This window comes from Motiliproteus sediminis (genome assembly GCF_017912535.1).
In the GTDB taxonomy this organism is placed as follows: Bacteria; Pseudomonadota; Gammaproteobacteria; order Pseudomonadales; family Balneatricaceae; genus Motiliproteus; species Motiliproteus sediminis.
The window spans coordinates 37589-55111 of the sequence record NZ_JAERQK010000010.1 but is presented as its reverse complement, the minus strand read 5'-3'; the positions used below and the strand labels follow the sequence as shown (position 1 = coordinate 55111).

The 17523-nt window shown below is 61.6% G+C and carries 14 protein-coding genes; 8 read left to right on the top strand and 6 right to left on the bottom strand.

The genetic code is table 11. The annotated features are described in order from the left end of the window. Positions 1–91: 91 nt before the first annotated feature. A complete protein-coding gene (locus tag JJQ76_RS15140; RefSeq protein ID WP_210397723.1) occupies positions 92–2083 on the top strand; it encodes an acetyl/propionyl/methylcrotonyl-CoA carboxylase subunit alpha in 1992 nt (663 codons plus the stop codon). Then, complete coding sequence (locus tag JJQ76_RS15135; protein ID WP_210397722.1) at positions 2080–2976, top strand: hydroxymethylglutaryl-CoA lyase; 897 nt, start codon at positions 2080–2082, stop codon at positions 2974–2976. The genes JJQ76_RS15140 and JJQ76_RS15135 overlap by 4 nt, the downstream gene beginning before the upstream one ends. 133 nt (positions 2977–3109) lie before the next feature. On the opposite strand, the gene JJQ76_RS15130 is transcribed toward JJQ76_RS15135, so the two are convergent. Then, a complete protein-coding gene (locus tag JJQ76_RS15130) occupies positions 3110–3283 on the bottom strand; it encodes a hypothetical protein (protein WP_210397721.1) in 174 nt (57 codons plus the stop codon). A gap of 461 nt (positions 3284–3744) precedes the next feature. On the opposite strand from JJQ76_RS15130, the gene JJQ76_RS15125 reads away from it, so the two are divergent. Continuing rightward, on the top strand, positions 3745–4164 hold the full coding sequence (locus JJQ76_RS15125; protein WP_210397720.1) for a c-type cytochrome: 420 nt from the start codon (positions 3745–3747) through the stop codon (positions 4162–4164). Positions 4165–4184: 20 nt separating this feature from the next. Then, complete coding sequence (locus tag JJQ76_RS15120) at positions 4185–4673, top strand: DUF411 domain-containing protein (protein WP_210397719.1); 489 nt, start codon at positions 4185–4187, stop codon at positions 4671–4673. 53 nt (positions 4674–4726) lie between these two features. Here the strand turns inward: JJQ76_RS15120 and JJQ76_RS15115 are convergent, their stop codons facing one another. Then, a complete protein-coding gene (locus JJQ76_RS15115) occupies positions 4727–5233 on the bottom strand; it encodes a bacteriohemerythrin (RefSeq protein ID WP_210397718.1) in 507 nt (168 codons plus the stop codon). 148 nt (positions 5234–5381) lie between these two features. Here JJQ76_RS15115 and JJQ76_RS15110 point away from each other — a divergent pair, with 148 nt between their 5' ends. Continuing rightward, positions 5382–6596, top strand: coding sequence for an MFS transporter (locus JJQ76_RS15110; RefSeq protein ID WP_210397717.1), 1215 nt, complete (start codon positions 5382–5384; stop codon positions 6594–6596). A gap of 9 nt (positions 6597–6605) precedes the next feature. On the opposite strand, the gene malE is transcribed toward JJQ76_RS15110, so the two are convergent. From malE to aroE, 3 genes are all read right to left on the bottom strand, one after another. Beyond that, complete coding sequence (gene malE, locus JJQ76_RS15105; protein ID WP_210397716.1) at positions 6606–7751, bottom strand: maltose/maltodextrin ABC transporter substrate-binding protein MalE; 1146 nt, start codon at positions 7749–7751, stop codon at positions 6606–6608. A gap of 87 nt (positions 7752–7838) precedes the next feature. Next, the gene (lon, locus tag JJQ76_RS15100) at positions 7839–10247 is read right to left on the bottom strand and encodes an endopeptidase La (protein ID WP_210397715.1); all 2409 of its coding nucleotides are present in this window, start codon (positions 10245–10247) and stop codon (positions 7839–7841) included. Between the two features lie 128 nt (positions 10248–10375). Further along, entirely contained in the window at positions 10376–11197 is an 822-nt protein-coding gene (gene aroE, locus JJQ76_RS15095) for a shikimate dehydrogenase (protein WP_210397714.1), read from the bottom strand. Between the two features lie 375 nt (positions 11198–11572). Between aroE and JJQ76_RS15090 the strand changes: the two genes are divergently transcribed. Then, the gene (locus tag JJQ76_RS15090; protein WP_343232546.1) at positions 11573–12058 is read left to right on the top strand and encodes a GNAT family N-acetyltransferase; all 486 of its coding nucleotides are present in this window, start codon (positions 11573–11575) and stop codon (positions 12056–12058) included. Positions 12059–12070: 12 nt separating this feature from the next. Here the strand turns inward: JJQ76_RS15090 and JJQ76_RS15085 are convergent, their stop codons facing one another. Next, positions 12071–12700, bottom strand: coding sequence for a YiiX/YebB-like N1pC/P60 family cysteine hydrolase (locus tag JJQ76_RS15085; RefSeq protein ID WP_210397713.1), 630 nt, complete (start codon positions 12698–12700; stop codon positions 12071–12073). 326 nt (positions 12701–13026) lie between these two features. Here JJQ76_RS15085 and JJQ76_RS15080 point away from each other — a divergent pair, with 326 nt between their 5' ends. Both JJQ76_RS15080 and fdhF read left to right on the top strand, forming a co-directional pair. Then, complete coding sequence (locus tag JJQ76_RS15080; protein ID WP_210397712.1) at positions 13027–14754, top strand: NAD(P)H-dependent oxidoreductase subunit E; 1728 nt, start codon at positions 13027–13029, stop codon at positions 14752–14754. After that, on the top strand, positions 14751–17474 hold the full coding sequence (gene fdhF / locus JJQ76_RS15075; RefSeq protein ID WP_210397711.1) for a formate dehydrogenase subunit alpha: 2724 nt from the start codon (positions 14751–14753) through the stop codon (positions 17472–17474). The genes JJQ76_RS15080 and fdhF overlap by 4 nt, the downstream gene beginning before the upstream one ends. Positions 17475–17523 lie beyond the last annotated feature (49 nt).

Sequence of the window (17523 nt, the reverse complement as noted above, 5' to 3'; positions counted from 1 at the left end):
CGCGGCGCAGCGGCGCAGCCAAATCGCCTGCCGCCGTGCGCAGCACGAGCAGGCGCATCTCCAACCAAGCCACTTGCCGCGGGGTATGTCCATGTTTAATAAGATTCTGATCGCCAACCGCGGAGAGATAGCCTGCAGGATCATTCAGACCGCTCACCGCCTCGGAATCAAATGCGTCGCGGTCTATTCCGAGGCCGACCGCAACGCCCGTCATGTCGCGCTGGCCGACGAGGCTTTTCTGATCGGCCCGGCGCCCAGCCGCGAAAGTTACCTGCGGGTAGAGAAGATTATCGAGGTCGCCAAGCAGAGTGGCGCTGAAGCGGTCCATCCCGGTTACGGTTTCTTGTCTGAGAACGCCGCCTTTGCCGAAGCCCTGGCCGCCAACGGTATAACCTTTATCGGCCCGCCAGTAGGTGCCATCGAGGCGATGGGTTCCAAGAGCGCCGCCAAGCAGATCATGGAGAAAGCCGGTGTGCCGCTGGTGCCCGGCTATCACGGCGATGACCAGCGGGTTGACCTGATCAAGCGCGAAGCGGAACGCTGCGGCTATCCGGTGCTGCTGAAAGCGGTCGCCGGCGGCGGCGGCAAGGGTATGCGGGTCGTCTGGAAAGCCGAAGAGTTCGAAGCCGCCTTTGACGCCGCCCGCCGTGAAGGCGAAAGCAGCTTTGGCAATGGCGATCTGTTGGTGGAGAAGTACCTCACCAAGCCCCGCCACGTCGAACTGCAGGTCTTTGCCGACCAGCACGGCAACGCCGTCTATCTGGGCGACCGCGACTGCTCGGTGCAACGCCGCCACCAGAAAGTGATAGAGGAAGCGCCGGCGCCGAACATTCCCGCCGAGGTGCGCCGGGCCATGGGTGAAGCGGCCGTCAACGCCGCCCGCGCCATCAACTATGAAGGGGCTGGCACGGTAGAGTTTCTCTACGATGAAGACGGCAGTTTCTACTTTATGGAGATGAACACCCGGCTGCAGGTAGAGCACCCTGTCACCGAATTGGTCACCGGCCAGGACCTGGTCGAGTGGCAGCTGCTGGTCGCCGCGGGTGGCACCCTGCCGCTGACGCAGGAGCAGATCCGCCTTGACGGTCATTCACTGGAGGTACGCGTCTATGCCGAAGACCCGGATGCCGACTTCATGCCCGCCACCGGCCGCCTGGATTACCTGCGCACGCCAACGGAAAGCCACCACGTACGCGTCGATACCGGTGTGGTCGAAGGCGACGTCGTCAGCCACTATTACGATCCCATGATCGCCAAGCTGATTGTCTGGGACGAAAACCGCGAACAGGCGCTGCGTCGCCTCAGCCAGGCACTGGCCGACTATCGTATTTGTGGGGTCAAAACCAATCTCGGCTTTCTGGCGCAACTGGCCGCCAGCCCCGCGTTCCGCAGCTTCTCGGTCGATACCGGCTTTATCGACAAGCACAATAGCGAGCTGTTCCGCGCCGACGAGATCGACGAGCAGCGCTACATTGCCCTTGCCGCCACCTACCTGACGCTGGCACGCAAGCAGCAAGCGCTCAATCCGGATGATCCCAGCTCGCCGTTCAACCGCCTCAACGACTGGCGCCTGAACGCTAACTACGCCCGCACCCTGGAGCTGATCCACGCGGACAAGCACCATCCGGTTACGGTGCTGGAAGACGACCGCCACTACCTCATCCATGTCGACAATACCGAATACCGGGTCAACGCCACCCTGGACGGAGACAAGCTGGACGCCACCCTCAACGGCCACCGTTTCAGCCTGGCCATTCATCAGCAGGAGCAGCAGCTGACCCTGTTCCACGATGGCACTGTGTTCGAATGCGCCCGCCACCAGCCACAATGGGACGATGGCGAAGGCCAGCATGAGGGCTCACTGGCGGCACCGATGACCGGCACCGTGGTGGCCGTTCTGTGCGAAGCAGGCGCCCAGGTAAAGGCGGGCGATGGCCTGATCGTCATCGAGGCGATGAAGATGGAACAGACCATCAGCGCGCCCTTTGACGGCACCGTCACCGAGGTGTTCTTCGTTCCCGGGGACCTGGTCGACGGTGGGGCTGAACTGATCGCCCTGGAACGCATGGAGGCCAAGGCATGAGTCTCCCCAAGCAGGTGCGCCTGGTGGAGGTCGGCCCACGTGACGGCCTCCAGAACGAGGCGGGCGAACTGATTCCCACCGCCACCAAAATTGAACTGATCAACCGTCTGGGTAACGCTGGGGTTGGCTATATTGAGGCCGCCAGTTTTGTCTCCCCCAAGTGGGTACCGCAGATGGGTGATGCGGCGGAGGTATTGGCGGGTATCGACCGTCTACCCGGCGTCACCTATGCCGCTCTCACTCCTAATCTCAAGGGCCTGGAGGGCGCTCTGGCTGCCGGTATCGAAGAGGTGGCGGTATTCACCGCCGTTTCCGAGAGTTTTACCCAGAAGAACATCAACTGCAGCGTAGCCGAAAGCCTTGAGCGCTTTGATCCGCTGCTGGAGCGCGCCCACGCAGAAGGGTTGCGGGTGCGTGGCTACGTTTCCACCACCCTGGGCTGCCCCTATGAAGGCGAGATTGCGCCCGCTGCCGTTGCCCGGGTTGCGGATACCCTTTACCAGATGGGCTGCTTCGAGATCTCTCTCGGCGACACCATCGGCGTCGGCACGCCGCTGAAGGCCAAGAAAATGCTGGAGGCGGTCGCCGGCAAGGTACCGATCGAGCACCTCGCCGCACACTTTCATGACACCTACGGTCAGGCGCTGGCGAATCTGCTGGCCGTACTGCAAGAGGGGTTGGCGATCATCGATGCCTCCGTCGCCGGCCTCGGCGGCTGCCCTTACGCCAAGGGTGCCTCGGGCAATGTGGCCAGTGAAGACGTGGTCTACATGCTTCACGGCATGGGAGTCGAGACCGGTATCGATCTTGACCGCCTGATCGACGCCGGGCGTTATATCAGCACCGCACTGGGTCGCGCAAACGGCTCAAAAGTCGCGCTTGCTTGCGGCTGACAGCCCCCATCGAGCCTGCTAGACTGCGCCCAATCCTTAAGGCAATGAGTAGCGGGTTTCGATTAACCAATGCGATGGGTAGAGTCACTTCAGCGAACGCTCGCTTGGCTGTGTCTCGTACTGACATTCAGTGTCAGCGCGATGCCCGTTGCTGCGCTGGAGCATCCATCAGCGAGATCGGGCGCTGCAGAGCCGCACCAGCATCACGCGGCTCTGCCCGATCAACCTGTCGACCACGACGCAGATCAACGACAAGCGTCGTTACCGGCACAAGATTGTGATGACGGCTGTGACGCCTGTTCAGCACTGCTAATTCCCTCCACCCCACTGCTGCCTCAGCCCCCTCGAGGGCTGTCATTAACGGCCAGCCTTAACCTTATCATCCCGCCGCTGGCACAGGCGTTTATTCCTCCGCAAACCCTCTGAGCGACACCCGAGGTCCGTCTGCCCATCTGGCAACGGTTGTTCGTGCACCCACAGCACGCATCAATAGGAGGAATTCAACGTGCGATCACTATCTTTCGATCCTGCTGGGAGCTCAGCGGCAGAACAGGTTACAGCATTCTCCGCCGACAGGTGGAATCACCCCAGAAAATCCACTGCCGAAATCGGGCACACCTGGAACCAATTGACGCAGCAAGCGACCAAACTGCAAGAGCGTGGAGAACAACGGGACACATTCACGGACCAGTTGGCGGGACAGCCAAAAACAGGCCGCGGCCACCACAACGATGGGGATAGTCGGCAGCAACAAGAGGTTCGCGGCGCATGAAACCACTCCTCATCGCCGTTGCGGCACTACTGAGCGGCTGCAGCCAATCCGGCATTCCCTGGACTGAGCAGCCGGATACCGGGCGCTGGTACAGCCGCGCCCAAGTGGAAGCCGGGCGACCACTGTTCAAACAGTACTGCGCCGAGTGCCACGGACTGCATGCTGAAGGCGCGGCCAACTGGCAACGGCCACGGGCGAATGGCAACTACCCGCCACCGCCGCTAAATGGCACGGCACACGCCTGGCATCACCCTTACCCGCAGTTGGTAAAAACCATTCGCGAGGGTACCCAGGGGGACATGCCGGCCTGGAGCAAAGTATTGAATTCGGAAGAGGTGGATCAGGTGATCGCCTATTTTCAAAGTTTCTGGCCCGAGCGCGGCTATCAGCTGTGGCTCGAACGCCATCAACGTTAATTAGTCAGGAGCACGCAACCATGCGCAAAACTCTACTTACCACCGGTCTGGCGATGGCGCTGCTGGGGACCAACCTGCCGGCTCAGGCTGCCAATCCGGTCTGGCTCGAAGGAAAAACCGACCAGCGCTACCAAATTACCGTTTATCGCAGTGAATCCTGTGGCTGCTGCAAGGGCTGGATAGACCATCTGCGCGACCACAACTTCGAGGTCGAGGATGTGGTCACCGAGGATATGAACGCCCACAAGGAACGCCTCGGCGTACCCCCGGAGGGTGCGTCCTGCCACACCGCAGTGGTCAACGGCAAGGTGATCGAAGGACATGTACCGGCACAGGACATCAAGACTTTGCTGGCGGCAGACAACGATATCCGCTTGCTCACCGTGCCGGGCATGCCCCAGGGGGGGCCCGGCATGGACTACGAGGGCGCGGGCAAAGATGCGTTCCGCGTCTGGGCAGTGACAGAAAGTGATGAGGTCGGGGTCTATAACGAATACCAGAACTACTGAGTTCCCGCGCGGCCCGTTGCCAGCGACGGGCCGCAGTCGGGCGGGGGCGAGGTTCACAGGTACTGCTTGAGCTTGCCCTCTCCTAAGCGAGTCAGAAAGGGGTGCATCTTGCGGTCGATCACCAGCACATGCTCCAGTATCCACTGCCGCAGCAGTTCGCTGATATCCCGGATGGTAGCGGCATCAATATCGATCTGCTCAGGCGGCTCGGTTGATGCGCCCTGTTCAGGAGTGTAATCATCGATTTCGGCTCCCACTGCCAACTTTTCCACGCTGGCTTCGATGCGCTGGCGTAACTCCTGCAGGTTCTCCAGAATCTCGATATGCTGCCGTTTGTTCTCGGCGTAGTAAGGATAGCGAATACTCAACTGCAGCTTTTCTTCGTGACTGAAATGCTCCTGGCAGTAGTCGATCAACTGATCCAGAAACAGACTGATGCTGGCCTTCTCGCCGGTTTTCAGCGCCAGTTCAACACAGTTGACCAGCGCAAACAGGTACTTGTGCTCATCATCGATCGCTTTCGCGCCCACCGACATCGCCGGCTGCCAGATAATCGGCATAGGTTTCCTCCCTGTCCACCAAGTTGCGATCAGTAAAGCGGTTACTGGCCGCCGCGTCTATAGACATGACGATGATTATCCATGCGTACCGGCTCCGATGCTGATATAAGCTGATAAAACCCCACTTTGAACAATGCCGGTGCAAACTATGAACCGATCCGGACTAGCCCCCTCCGTATGGCTGCTGATGACCAGCGCCTGCCTGCTACTGATGCTGTCGTTTGGATTCCGCTCCAGCTACGGTTTGTTCGTGCAGCCGATCAGCGCGGCCAACGAGTGGGGCCGCGACGTCATCGCGCTGGCGCTGGCCATTCAGAATCTTGCCTGGGGCGTGGTAGCGGTGTTCGCCGGTGGTCTGGCCGATCGCTTCGGTAACGTCCGTGTAGTGGTGGGGGGAGCGCTGCTCTACGCCGGCGGTCTGTGGTTGACCGCTGCCTCCGACACCCCGCTGCTGCTGCACACCAGCGCCGGGCTGATGGTGGGGGCCGGTATTGCCGGCACCGCCTTCGGCATCGTGCTGCCGGCGATGGCGCGGGCGGTGGGCCCCGAACGGCGTCAGTTGGCCCTGGGGCTCGGCACCGCTGCGGGTTCAATGGGTCAGTTTGTTATCGCGCCGGTGGCCCAGAGTCTGATCGGTGAATTCGGCTGGATCGGCGCGCTGCACATCCTCGCCGTTGCCGCCTTGGGGATCGCCCTGCTGGCGATGCCGCTGGCTCCCTACTCCGGCGCCCATGACCAGAGCTCGCCCCACCCGCCGCAAAGTCTTTCGCAGGCGCTGATCGAAGCGTTCGGGCATCGATCCTACCTGTTACTGACGTTCGGCTTTTTCGTCTGCGGTTTTCACGTCGCGTTCATCACCGTGCACATGCCGGCGTTTCTGGTGGATGCCGGTTTCGAACCGCAGGTCGGTGCCTGGAGTATCGCCCTGATCGGATTGTGCAATGTCGTCGGCGCGCTGTTATCGGGAGTCGTATCCAACCGCATACCCAAAGCGCAGGTACTGATCTTTATCTATACCGGTCGCGCGATTGCCATCACCCTGTTTATGTTGACACCGATGACGCTCGGCAGCGTGCTCCTGTTCAGCGGCGTGATGGGGTTCCTGTGGTTGGCCACCATTCCGCCCACCTCCGGCCTGGTAGCAGTATTCTTCGGCACACGCTACATGGCGCTGCTCTACGGAGTAGTATTTTTAAGCCACCAATTGGGCAGTTTCAGCGGGGTCTGGCTCGGCGGCTGGCTTTATGAGCATCACGGCAGTTACGACCTGCTGTGGTGGACCGGGGTTGCACTTGGCGTAGCCGCTGCGGTGATTCACCTGCCGATTAAAGAAACTCCGGTTACGCGGCTGGAACCCGTCTGAACCGGATCGTCAGCGAATGCGAGCCGCGGCCTGCTCCAGCGCGGCCCCCGGTGCTTCCGCCTCCCGAGTCATCCTTACCAGCGCCTGCTGCAGCGCGCGCCAGAACGCACTCACCGGGCCCCGGTTGGGCATCAGTTCACCACTGACTGCCGCGATGAAAGCCTGGTCGACCGCCGGATCAGCGGCCAACTCTTTCATCAATTGACGATTGGCGACCGGCCCCAGTGACACCTCGGCGTTGATCCGACGCAACCCCTCAAGGCTAAGCAGGTAATTTTCGATAAAATCAGCTGCGGTATGCTGGTCTCCGGCAAACCGGGTGATGGCAGCGGCCCAGACACCGACGAAGACGCGCGATCGCTGCCCCTGAACCCGTGGGAGCGGCACCACGCCCATATCAATACCGGCATTGCGAAACGCCTGCCAGCTCCAGGGACCGTTGATAGTCATGGCTAATTCGCCGCGTTTGAACGCTTCAGCCGCACGGCTGCCATTCAGCTCAGCAGCCATCACCCCATCAACCAGCAAACGCTGCAGCAATCGGGCACCGCGTTTGGCGTCCGCAGAGTCGATCCCGGTAGCGAAGCCATCGTCGGTGGCACGCAGGGAAAAGCTGTCACCACTGCTCAACAGCCCCCAGCTGAAATAGGGATTGGTGTAGTCCCAGGCGATGGTTTTGACACCCTCTGCACGTAACTGCGGGTGCAGCGCAAACAGGTGCTCAAAATCCAGTGGAGGATGGGGCAGCAACTTGCGATTATAGATAAGGCCGACCGCCTCAACGGCGATGGGATAGCCGTATAGCTCGCCATCAAGCGTCAGGGCCGGCCATACAAAGGGAGCGGTAAAACGGCGAAACTCAGCCGATGGATACACCGGTTGCAACCCGCCGCGACTAGCCCATTCGCCCAGTCGATCATGCGCCCAGATAACAATATCCGGCCCCTCACCCGTCGCCAGCGCCTGATCAAAGGCCTGCGGCAGGTTGGCATGGGCTGTTACCTCAACCCGCTGCCCGGTCTCGGCCTGGTAACGATCAGCCACAGCCTGCACGCCAGCAGCCCCTTTGTCGTCACCGATCCATAACGACAGCGCCGCCTCAACGGGTGCGGCGCTGAGCAGCAGGAGTAAAGTAAGTAAGGCTGAAACAGGCATGGCAACTCAAATCCCTGAGTGCGAAACGAGGTGTCGTATCCGACAGTCTACTGACGCAGGCGCGCGAACACCACCACGGCCACTGCGTCAGCTGAACACCAGCTTCTCGACGTCGGCAAAGGTGCGAGCGAAATTCACCGTCATTCCCGCACGCACCGTCTCCGGCAATTCGTCGTAATCGCGACGGTTCGGCTCGGGCAGAATCAGCTCCCGTAAGCCGTTACGCTTGGCCGCTACCACCTTCTCCCTGATCCCACCTACCGCCAGTACCTGGCCGGTCAGGGTGAGTTCACCGGTCATTCCCAGCGGGCGTTTCAGTGGACGGTTGCGAGCCAGCGACAATAGCGCGGTGGCCATAGTGATACCCGCGCTGGGGCCATCCTTGGGGGTAGCTCCTTCAGGCACATGCAGATGCACCAATCCCTGCTCAAACAGCGACGAATCGGCGTCAAACTCCTTGGCCCGTCCGGCGATGTAGCTATAGGCAATCTCGGCCGACTCCTTCATGACGTCGCCCAGCTTACCGGTCAGCTTGAAACCGCGGTTATAGCGGTGAACCTCGGAGGCCTCCACCGTCAGCGTCGCTCCGCCCAGCGCGGTCCAGGCCAGACCGGTCACCACCCCCACACCTTGCTGCGGGCGCTCGTCACGGAATGGCGCCGGGCCAACAAACTCCTCCAGATTGCGGTTACTGATCCGCACCGGCAGCTTGCCCCCCTCGACCAGTCGCATCACCGCTTTGCGAATGATTTTGGCCAGCAGTTTTTCCAGCTTGCGCACCCCGGCTTCACGGGCGTAGCCTTCAATCAGCCGCTGCAACGCGGTATCGCTCAATTTGATCTGGCTTCCCTTGGCGCCCGCACGCTCCAGCGCCTTGGGCCACAGATGATGCTTGGCAATCACCAACTTCTCGTCGGTCAAATACCCGGACAGGCGAATGATCTCCATCCGGTCGAGCAACGGGCCGGGGATGGTATCCAGTTGGTTGGCGGTACAGACAAACAGCACCCGCGACAGGTCCAAACGAACGTCCAGATAGTGGTCGAGGAAGGCATGATTCTGCTCCGGGTCCAGTACCTCCAGCAGTGCCGACGCGGGGTCGCCCTGGAACGAGGCGCCGAGCTTGTCGATCTCATCCAGCATGATCACCGGGTTCTCAACCTCGACCTCTTTCAGCGCCTGCACCAGTTTGCCGGGCATGGCACCAATATAGGTACGCCGGTGGCCCTTGATCTCGGCTTCGTCACGCATACCGCCGAGACTGAAGCGGAAGAACGGACGCCCGAGCGCATCGGCCACCGAGCGACCGATGGAGGTTTTACCCACCCCCGGTGGACCAATCAGCAGTACGATAGAGCCGGCAACCTCCCCCCGCCAGGCACCCACGGCCAGGAACTCCAGAATCCGCTCCTTGACGTCATCGAGGCCGTCGTGGTCGCGATCGAGGATGGCGCGAGCGCGCTTGAGATCGAGCTGATCGTCACCATGAACGCCCCAGGGCAAGGCGGTAATCCAGTCCAGGTAGTTGCGGGTGACACCGTATTCAGGCGAACCGGTTTCCAGTACCGCCAGTTTCTCCAGCTCCTCGTCGATCTTCTTCTGCGCCTGCTGTGGCACCTCTTTGCCGTCCAGACGTTCGCGGAACTGCTCCACGTCGGCGGTCTTGTCATCCTTGGACAGCCCCAGCTCCTGCTGGATCACCTTGAGCTGTTCGCGCAGGAAAAACTCGCGCTGGTGATCACTCATTTTCTGCTCCACCTGCTGACGAATTTCGCCCTGCAGGCGCAACATCTCCAGCTCCTTGCGCAGCAGCATCAGCACTTTTTCCATGCGTCGCAACAGTGGCAGGGTCTCAAGCACCGACTGCAGCTCATCACCACGAGCGGTGGTCAGCACCGCACCGAAATCAGCCAGCGGCGAGGGCTGCTGGGGGCTGAAACGACTGAGGTATATTTTGAGCTCTTCGCTGTAGAGCGGGTTGAGCGGCAACAGCTCTTTTATCGCCTGAATCAAGGCCAGAGCGTAAGCCTTGATCTCTTCACTGTCGCGGGCCTCCTCCACTTCGGGATAGTCCACTTCCACCAGAAACGGCGCTTTACGGCTCAACCAGCGGCGAATACGAAACCGGCGCAGACCGCGGGCCACAAACTGATAGTGCTGCTCGCCCTCGTTGAGACTCATCACCTGCACCGCGCAACCGATCTCGGCAAAGTCTCCGGGTTCGATATGTTCAAGGCCCTGTTCACCGACATAGCACAACCCCAGCACCTGCCGCGGGGTGTCGCTGACACGGGCGAGTGTTTCTTCCCAAGGGCCGCGATTGACCACCAGTGGATGCACCTGGGCGGGGAAGAAGGGGCGATTATTGATCGGCAGCAGATAGAGCTTGGTCGGCAGCGACTGGTCGGCAACGATCAAGCCACCGTGATGCTCCTCGTCAGCGGCGGTGATCAGTTCCGGTTCGTCACTGTCTATGGCGGCGGATTGGTCAGTCATGGGCAAACCTCAGCCGGCGGCAATGCAGCCAGCGCAACAGAGCTTCTGGAAAAAACGGAGGGGGCCAGCCGTTACGGCATTACCCCTCTAGCACCAGATATAGTTGCTGCGCCTAGATTTTCAACCCGTTAGGACTGCTGTTGCCGCAGCTGTTCAATCACCGCTGCGGTTTGCGGACGCACGCCGCGCCATAGGTAAAAGGACTCCGCCGCCTGCCCCACCAGCATACCAAGGCCATCGGCCACCTGGGCCGCGCCGCAGACACGGGCCTGGCGCATAAATACCGTCTCTTCGTTGCCGTAAGCCAGGTCGTAAGCCAGCGAGCCGCTGGCAAAGTTGTCCTGCGCGATCGGCAGTGCGGTGGCCGACAGGCTGGCTGAAGTGGCGTTGATAACCAGATCGAATTCGCGCCCCTCGATCGCTTCGAAGCCGCCCGTGTCGATGGCAAAATGATCGACCACGTGGGCCTTGAGGGCATCAGCCTTGGCGGCAGTACGGTTAACCACCATCAGTGCCGCCGGTCGCTGGGCGATCAGCGGCAACAAGATCCCCTGAGTCGCACCGCCCGCACCTAATACCAACACCCGCCGACCCTCGATGGTGAAATCGCAACCACCGAGGATATCCTGCACCAGCCCTTCACCATCGGTGTTGTCACCCAGAATCTCGTCACCATCGAACTTGAGAGTATTGACCGCCTCCGCTGAACGCGCCCGCTCGGTGAGTTTGGTTGCCAGCCGAAAGGCTTCAAGCTTGAACGGCACGGTGACGTTAAGCCCTTTGCCACCCATCAGACGAAAGCCCTCCACACAGCCGGCAAAATCGTCCAGCGGCGCGCAGATCTTGGCATACTCCAGATCCTGCCCGGTTGCGGCGGCAAAGGCGGCATGAATCAGCGGCGACTTGCTGTGCTCGATGGGATTGCCCACCACGGCGTACTGATCGGTCATCTCGGCTCCTGTCGGGTTCAACGGCGAAGCGGCAGGATACGCCATTCGGGGTCGCAATTCACCGATTTGACCTTCATCAATACGGCCACCATTCAACAGGGCTATAGTCGCGCTTCCCCAACCTGGGGTACTCATCTTTCATGTCAGGAGAAATAATATGGGCTGTTGCGGTTCTTGCGGTGGTGAAGATAAAGACAAAGAAAAGGACAAAGGCGCGGAGCAGAAGTAACCGGCCGATCCAACGCTCAAACCAGCTCGCCCAGGGCTGGTTTGCCCCTTCCCGTTAAAACCCCGCCATTACACTCCACAGCAACTGGAAACCCTCTTCCGGTTTCGGCACACTTGCGGGCTTTCCCATTGCAACGGAGAGATACCGTGGCCATCACCACTACCTACCTGCAGATGCTCGCCGCCGACGAACTCCGCGCGGCACCCGAGGTAGAAAACTTGGTCGTCAGTGAGATAGTAGCCAAACAGTTCCCCTTTAACCGTTTTCTCTATCAACTGGTGGGAGGCCCCTGGCAGTGGACCGACAAACTCGACTGGAGCGATGCCCAGTGGCGGAAATTAGTCGAAGCGGACCAGCACCGGACTTTTGTTGCCTACCGTGACGGTGCCATCGCCGGCTACTACGAACTGCAGCGGGACGGTGCCGCGGTGGAGATTCTCTACTTCGGCCTCGCCCCCCAGTTTATCGGCCAGGGCCTCGGCGGCTACCTGCTGAGTCACGCACTACGGTCAGCCTGGGGCTGGCCCGGCACCCAACGTGTGTGGGTTCACACCTGCGATCTCGACCATCCGGCCGCGCTGGCCAACTATCAGCGTCGCGGCCTCAAGATCTATCAGCAGACCACAGAATGATCGATCGGCGTATTATCCCGCAGTCGTATCCAGCACCGTCACCAGTCGCGGATCATGCAGCTGGCTGGCCGGGGTAACCGTGCGGCGACTCCAGGGAATGAACCCCAGGTACCAAGTGCGCCAGAAGCCCACCGATGCCTGCGGATTCTCATCCAGCAGTTCACCCAAGGTCTGCAGTTTGCCGGGTAAAAAGCCCAGCGCCTCGCGGTAAACCTCATACACGAACTTGGAGCAGAACATCCGCTTGGAGTCATAGCGAAAACCAAGGTGGTACCAGATACCCATTCGCTGCTCGGCAGCGGCCTTCAGCTTCACCCGCTCATCAGCCGACAAGGGGCGCGGCAACCGGCGTACCGCCAGCTCACCGTTGCAGGTGCGGGCCAAAAAGTCACGCAGCCGGGTGCGGGCCACCGTCGGCACCTTGCTTTCCAGCACCCACCACTCGCCCGCCTCCTTGATCGCAATCCCCACGTGGGAACACCAACTGCCGGTCCCCCTGGCCACCTGTCTGTAAAGAAACGCGTTGATGGAAATAAAGAGAATGTCGCCCTCGCGCAGCTGCGCCGCGGTATCGGCGACCAGTTGCTCCAGCGAGGCGTTGGTCGTCGGGGCCAGGGGCTTGGATAAAGCGGAAGAGGTCATGGTGATGCTCCGTTGATTGCGTTGATGGACGAAGAATCACAAAGCAATCCACAACAGTCACCACAAACAGCTATCGTATCGATATGCGATACCCTGCGCTGCGAATTTTAGCTGCAGAAAAACGCCTTCACCTGTTGACAATCGCCGCTTGTACAGCCGCTGACCGGTGCCGTCGAAAAAGCGACCAGAGCGCTGAATAGCTCACCGCACAAGGCCTGTAGCCAACTACCCGAAGGCAATTCACAAAACTATCCACAGATGTTGTGCACAAGCCACAACCCCTCAAGGGGGTGTACACTTAGGCAAAAACACAGAGCAGAACCGCCATGCCCGAACTGATCGCCAGCAACCGTTCTTCATCGCGTCCCCGCCGCGGCCACCGGGTCGATCCCGTGGTCCGCGAGCAGCTGGAGACGCTACTGGACGATTCGCCGCTGCGCCGCGACCGGTTGCTTGAGTACCTGCACCGGATTCAGGACCAGCATGGTCATCTGCCGCTTTCACAACTGGTCGCGCTGGCCGACCTGCTCCAGTTGGCTCCTGCCGAAGTCCATGAGGTCGCCAGCTTTTATCACCATTTCGAGCTGTCCGAACAGACACCAGCGTTAACCCTGCGCGTGTGCGAGTCACTCAGCTGTCATATGGCCGGAGCCGATGAGCTAGTTGACGCCCTGACGGCTGCCTTCGGCGACCGGCTGCGTATTCAGCCGGCCCCCTGCGTGGGCCGTTGCGCCGAGGCACCCGTGGCGGTTCTGGGCCGACACCCAGTTGGCAACGCCGATGTCACCGCGATCCAGCGCGCTCTGGACGCCAACGACCGCGAAGCGAACCTGCCCGAAGAGTATGAGGATTACCTCGCTTTTCGCAGCGACAACGGCTACAAACTGCTGTCAGAGCTGGCTAGTGGCGCGCGTTCAGCCGACAGCGTGATTGCCCAACTGGAAGACAGCGGGCTACGCGGCCTTGGCGGAGCGGGATTCCCGGTGGGACGTAAGTGGTTACTGGTGCGCCAGCAGCCGGGACCGCGACTGCTGGCGGTCAATCTCGACGAGGGAGAGCCCGGCACCTTCAAGGATCGTTACTACCTGGAACGTCACCCCCACCGGTTGCTGGAAGGAGCCTTGATCGCCGCGACGGTCGTGGGCTGCGAACGGATCTATCTCTACCTGCGAGACGAGTATGCCGGTTGCCGGATGCTGCTGGAACAGGAGCTGGCGGCGCTGCGCGCCAGCCCACCGGCGGATCTGCAGCTGCCCGAGATCGAGCTGCGCCGCGGTGCCGGAGCCTATATCTGTGGCGAAGAGTCGGCAATGCTGGAATCGATCGAAGGCAAGCGTGGCATGCCGCGCCAGCGCCCCCCGTTCGTGGCCGAAGTGGGCCTGTTCGGACGGCCGACGCTAGTCCAGAACGGCGAGTCCCTCTACTGGGTGAGTGAACTACTGCGCCGAGGCAACGACTTTTTCACCCGCGAGGGACGGCGCGGGCGGCACGGACTGCGGTCCTTTTCCGTTAGCGGCCGGGTGCGTCAGCCCGGTGTCTATCTGGCCCCGGCCGGCGTCAGCGCACGCGAACTGATCGACGAGTACGCCGGCGGCATGCTGCCGGGGCATGAGCTCCAGGGTTACTTCCCCGGGGGCGCGTCTGGCGGCATTCTGCCGGCAAACCTGGCCGACCAGCCGCTCGACTTCGACACCTTGCAGCCCCACGGCTGCTTTATCGGTTCGGCGGCGGTGATTGTATTCTCACAGCAAGACTCGGTCCGTGAGCTGGCCCTTAGTGCTCTGCGTTTCTTCGCCCATGAATCCTGCGGCCAGTGCACCCCCTGCCGGGTCGGATGCGCCCGTGCCGTGGCGCTGATGGAACAGCCTGCATGGGATCTGGAAAATCTGCAACGGCTGTCCAGGGTGATGCAGGATGCGTCCATCTGCGGACTGGGACAGGCCGCACCCAATCCACTGCTGTGTGCCATGCGCTACTTTCCCGAGGCGTTCTCAACCGTCGAACGCACCGCACTCGCCGCGCTCGATGCTAGCGAACAGGAGGGTGCTCTATGACCATGGCGAAATCGGTTTCCTTCACCCTCAACGGCCACGCCGTTGCTGCCGAGCCCGGTGAATCGATACTGCAGGCCGCGGCGCGTCACGGTGTTGAGATTCCCCACCTCTGTTACTGCGAAGGCCAGCGCGCCGATGGCAACTGCCGCAGCTGTGTGGTCGAGATCGAGGGTGAACGGGCACTGGCGCCCAGTTGCCGGCGTCAGCCCACCGCTGGCATGGCCGTCAGCAGCGACTCGATGCGCGCCCGCAACGCCCAGCGGGGAGTGCTGGAACTGCTGCTGTCGGACGTAGAAAGCAGCCATGAAAAAACCGATTCCGAACTGCAGCATTGGGTCAACAAACTCAACGCCAACCCCAACCGCTACCCGGCACGCGTCAACCATCCCGCTGCCGACCACAGCCATCCGGCTATTACCGTCGATCTCTCCGCTTGTATTCATTGCGGCCGCTGCCTTCGCGCCTGCCGCGAGGAACAGGTCAACGACGTGATCGGCTGGGTCGGTCGCGGTGCCGCCACCCAGGTCGGCTTCGATCTTGATGACAATCTGGTCAGCAGCTCCTGCGTGGCCTGCGGTGAGTGTGTGCAAGCCTGCCCCACCGGAGCCCTCGGTTTGGTCGCCGCCGACCCTGTGGAGGCCGACAAGGAGATAGACTCGGTCTGCCCCTATTGCGGCGTTGGCTGCTTACTCACCTACCAGATAAAAGGCGACCGGCTGATCGCCGTGCAAGGACGCGATGGCGCCACCAACCACCGCCGCCTGTGCGTCAAAGGCCGCTTTGGCGGCGACTACCACTACCACCCGGACCGGCTACTACACCCCCTGATCCGCCGTGACGACGTGCCCAAGCAGGCACTGCTGCCGGACGACCCGGCGCTGATCAGAAGCTGGTTCCGTGAAGCCAGCTGGGATGAAGCGCTCGACCGCGCGGCCACCGGCTTTCAGCGCATCAAACAGCAGCAGGGCGGCGGCGCGCTGGCCGGATTCGGCTCGGCCAAGGGCTCCAACGAAGAGGCGTACCTGTTCCAGAAGCTGATCCGCACCGGCTTTGGCACCCACAACGTCGATCACTGCACCCGTCTCTGTCACGCCTCTTCGGTGGCGGCGCTGCTCGAAGGCATCGGCTCCGGCGCGGTCTCCAACCCGGTGGCCGATGTCGCCCACGCCGACCTGATCCTGGTGATCGGCGCCAACCCGGACAGCAATCATCCGGTCGCCTCCAGTTTTATCAAGAACGCTGCCAAGGCCGGCGCGACCCTGATCGTCGCCGACCCGCGGCGGATACCGCTGGCGCGCCATGCCACCCATTTTCTGCAGTTCCAGCCCGACAGCGACGTGGCGATGCTCAACGCGCTGCTCTGCACCCTGATCGAAGAAGACCTGGTCGACCACGCCTTCATCGCCGCACGCACCCAAGGTTACGATGAACTCAAACAGTCGGTGCGGCGCTTTACCCCGGAGAAGATGGCACCGATCTGCGGTATCGAGGCCAGCCGCCTGCGCCAAGTGGCGCGGGCTTTCGCCACCGCCGGCAACGCCATGATCTTCTGGGGCATGGGCGTCAGCCAGCACATCCACGGCACTGACAACGTCCGCTGCCTGATCGCTCTGGCGCTGTTGTGCGGCCAGATCGGCCGCCCCGGTACCGGCCTCCATCCGTTACGCGGGCAGAACAACGTTCAAGGCGCATCCGATGCAGGGCTGATTCCAATGATGCTGCCCGACTACCAGCGAGTCGATAACGCCGACGCCCGAAGACGCTTCGAACAGGCCTGGGACTGCACTCTGCCGGCAACCTCCGGTAAAACCGTGGTCGAGATCATGGAAGCGGCCCACCAAGGCGAAATTCGCGGCCTGTACGTTATGGGCGAGAATCCGGCCATGTCGGATCCCAACCTCAACCATACCCGTGCCGCCATCGCCAGGCTGGAGCATCTGGTGGTGCAGGACCTGTTCATCACCGAAACCGCCGCCTACGCCGACGTCATTCTGCCCGCCAGCGGCTTTGCCGAGAAAACCGGGAGCTTCACCAACACCGACCGCCGGGTACAGTGCGGCCGCCAGGCGCTGCAACTGCCGGGAGATGCCCGCCAGGATCTGTGGATTATTCAGCAGCTGGCCAAACGGCTGGGGCTTCCCTGGCGCGATCAGCCTGCAAGCGACGTGTTCATGGAGATGCAGCAGCTGATGCCCAGCATCGCCGGCATCAGCTGGCAACGGCTGCAGGCCGAAGACTCGATTACCTATCCCTGTACCACCAGTGACGATCCCGGCCAGAGAGTACTGTTCGGCGACCGCTTCCCCACCCCCAATGGCAAAGCCAAGCTGGTGTCCACCGAGCTGATTCAGGCGGACGAACTGCCGAACGATGACTACCCGCTGGTGCTGCTTACCGGCCGCCAGCTGGAACACTGGCATACCGGCGCCATGACCCGCCGCTCCCGCGTGCTGGACGCGCTGGAACCCGGCCCCTGGGTGGCGATTCACCCTGAGCAACGGACAGGGCTGTGCCTCAACGATGGTGACACCATCACCCTCGAATCGCGTCGAGGCCATATCCGGGTAGCAGTGCACGACGACGCGAGCTTGCAGCCGGGGCAGCTGTTTATGCCGTTCTGCTACGCCGAGGCGGCCATCAACCTGCTCACCAACGACGCCCTCGACCCCTTCGGAAAAATTGCGGAACTGAAATACTGTGCGGTGCGGATCGCGCCTTAGGCCCGATCCGAGCACCGGCGTCCGGTTTAAGGTAAAATCGCCGGTTCAG

Bases quoted from the DNA above. Each gene is read 5' to 3' on its own strand.
- JJQ76_RS15140 (WP_210397723.1), top strand. From the start codon at position 92: ATGTTTAATAAGATTCTGATCGCCAACCGCGGAGAGATAGCCTGCAGG.
- JJQ76_RS15135 (WP_210397722.1), top strand. From the start codon at position 2,080: ATGAGTCTCCCCAAGCAGGTGCGCCTGGTGGAGGTCGGCCCACGTGAC.
- JJQ76_RS15125 (WP_210397720.1), top strand. From the start codon at position 3,745: ATGAAACCACTCCTCATCGCCGTTGCGGCACTACTGAGCGGCTGCAGC.
- JJQ76_RS15120 (WP_210397719.1), top strand. From the start codon at position 4,185: ATGCGCAAAACTCTACTTACCACCGGTCTGGCGATGGCGCTGCTGGGG.
- JJQ76_RS15115 (WP_210397718.1), bottom strand. From the start codon at position 5,233: ATGCCGATTATCTGGCAGCCGGCGATGTCGGTGGGCGCGAAAGCGATC.
- JJQ76_RS15110 (WP_210397717.1), top strand. From the start codon at position 5,382: ATGAACCGATCCGGACTAGCCCCCTCCGTATGGCTGCTGATGACCAGC.
- malE (WP_210397716.1), bottom strand. From the start codon at position 7,751: ATGCCTGTTTCAGCCTTACTTACTTTACTCCTGCTGCTCAGCGCCGCA.
- lon (WP_210397715.1), bottom strand. From the start codon at position 10,247: ATGACTGACCAATCCGCCGCCATAGACAGTGACGAACCGGAACTGATC.
- aroE (WP_210397714.1), bottom strand. From the start codon at position 11,197: ATGACCGATCAGTACGCCGTGGTGGGCAATCCCATCGAGCACAGCAAG.
- JJQ76_RS15085 (WP_210397713.1), bottom strand. From the start codon at position 12,700: ATGACCTCTTCCGCTTTATCCAAGCCCCTGGCCCCGACGACCAACGCC.
- JJQ76_RS15080 (WP_210397712.1), top strand. From the start codon at position 13,027: ATGCCCGAACTGATCGCCAGCAACCGTTCTTCATCGCGTCCCCGCCGC.
- fdhF (WP_210397711.1), top strand. From the start codon at position 14,751: ATGACCATGGCGAAATCGGTTTCCTTCACCCTCAACGGCCACGCCGTT.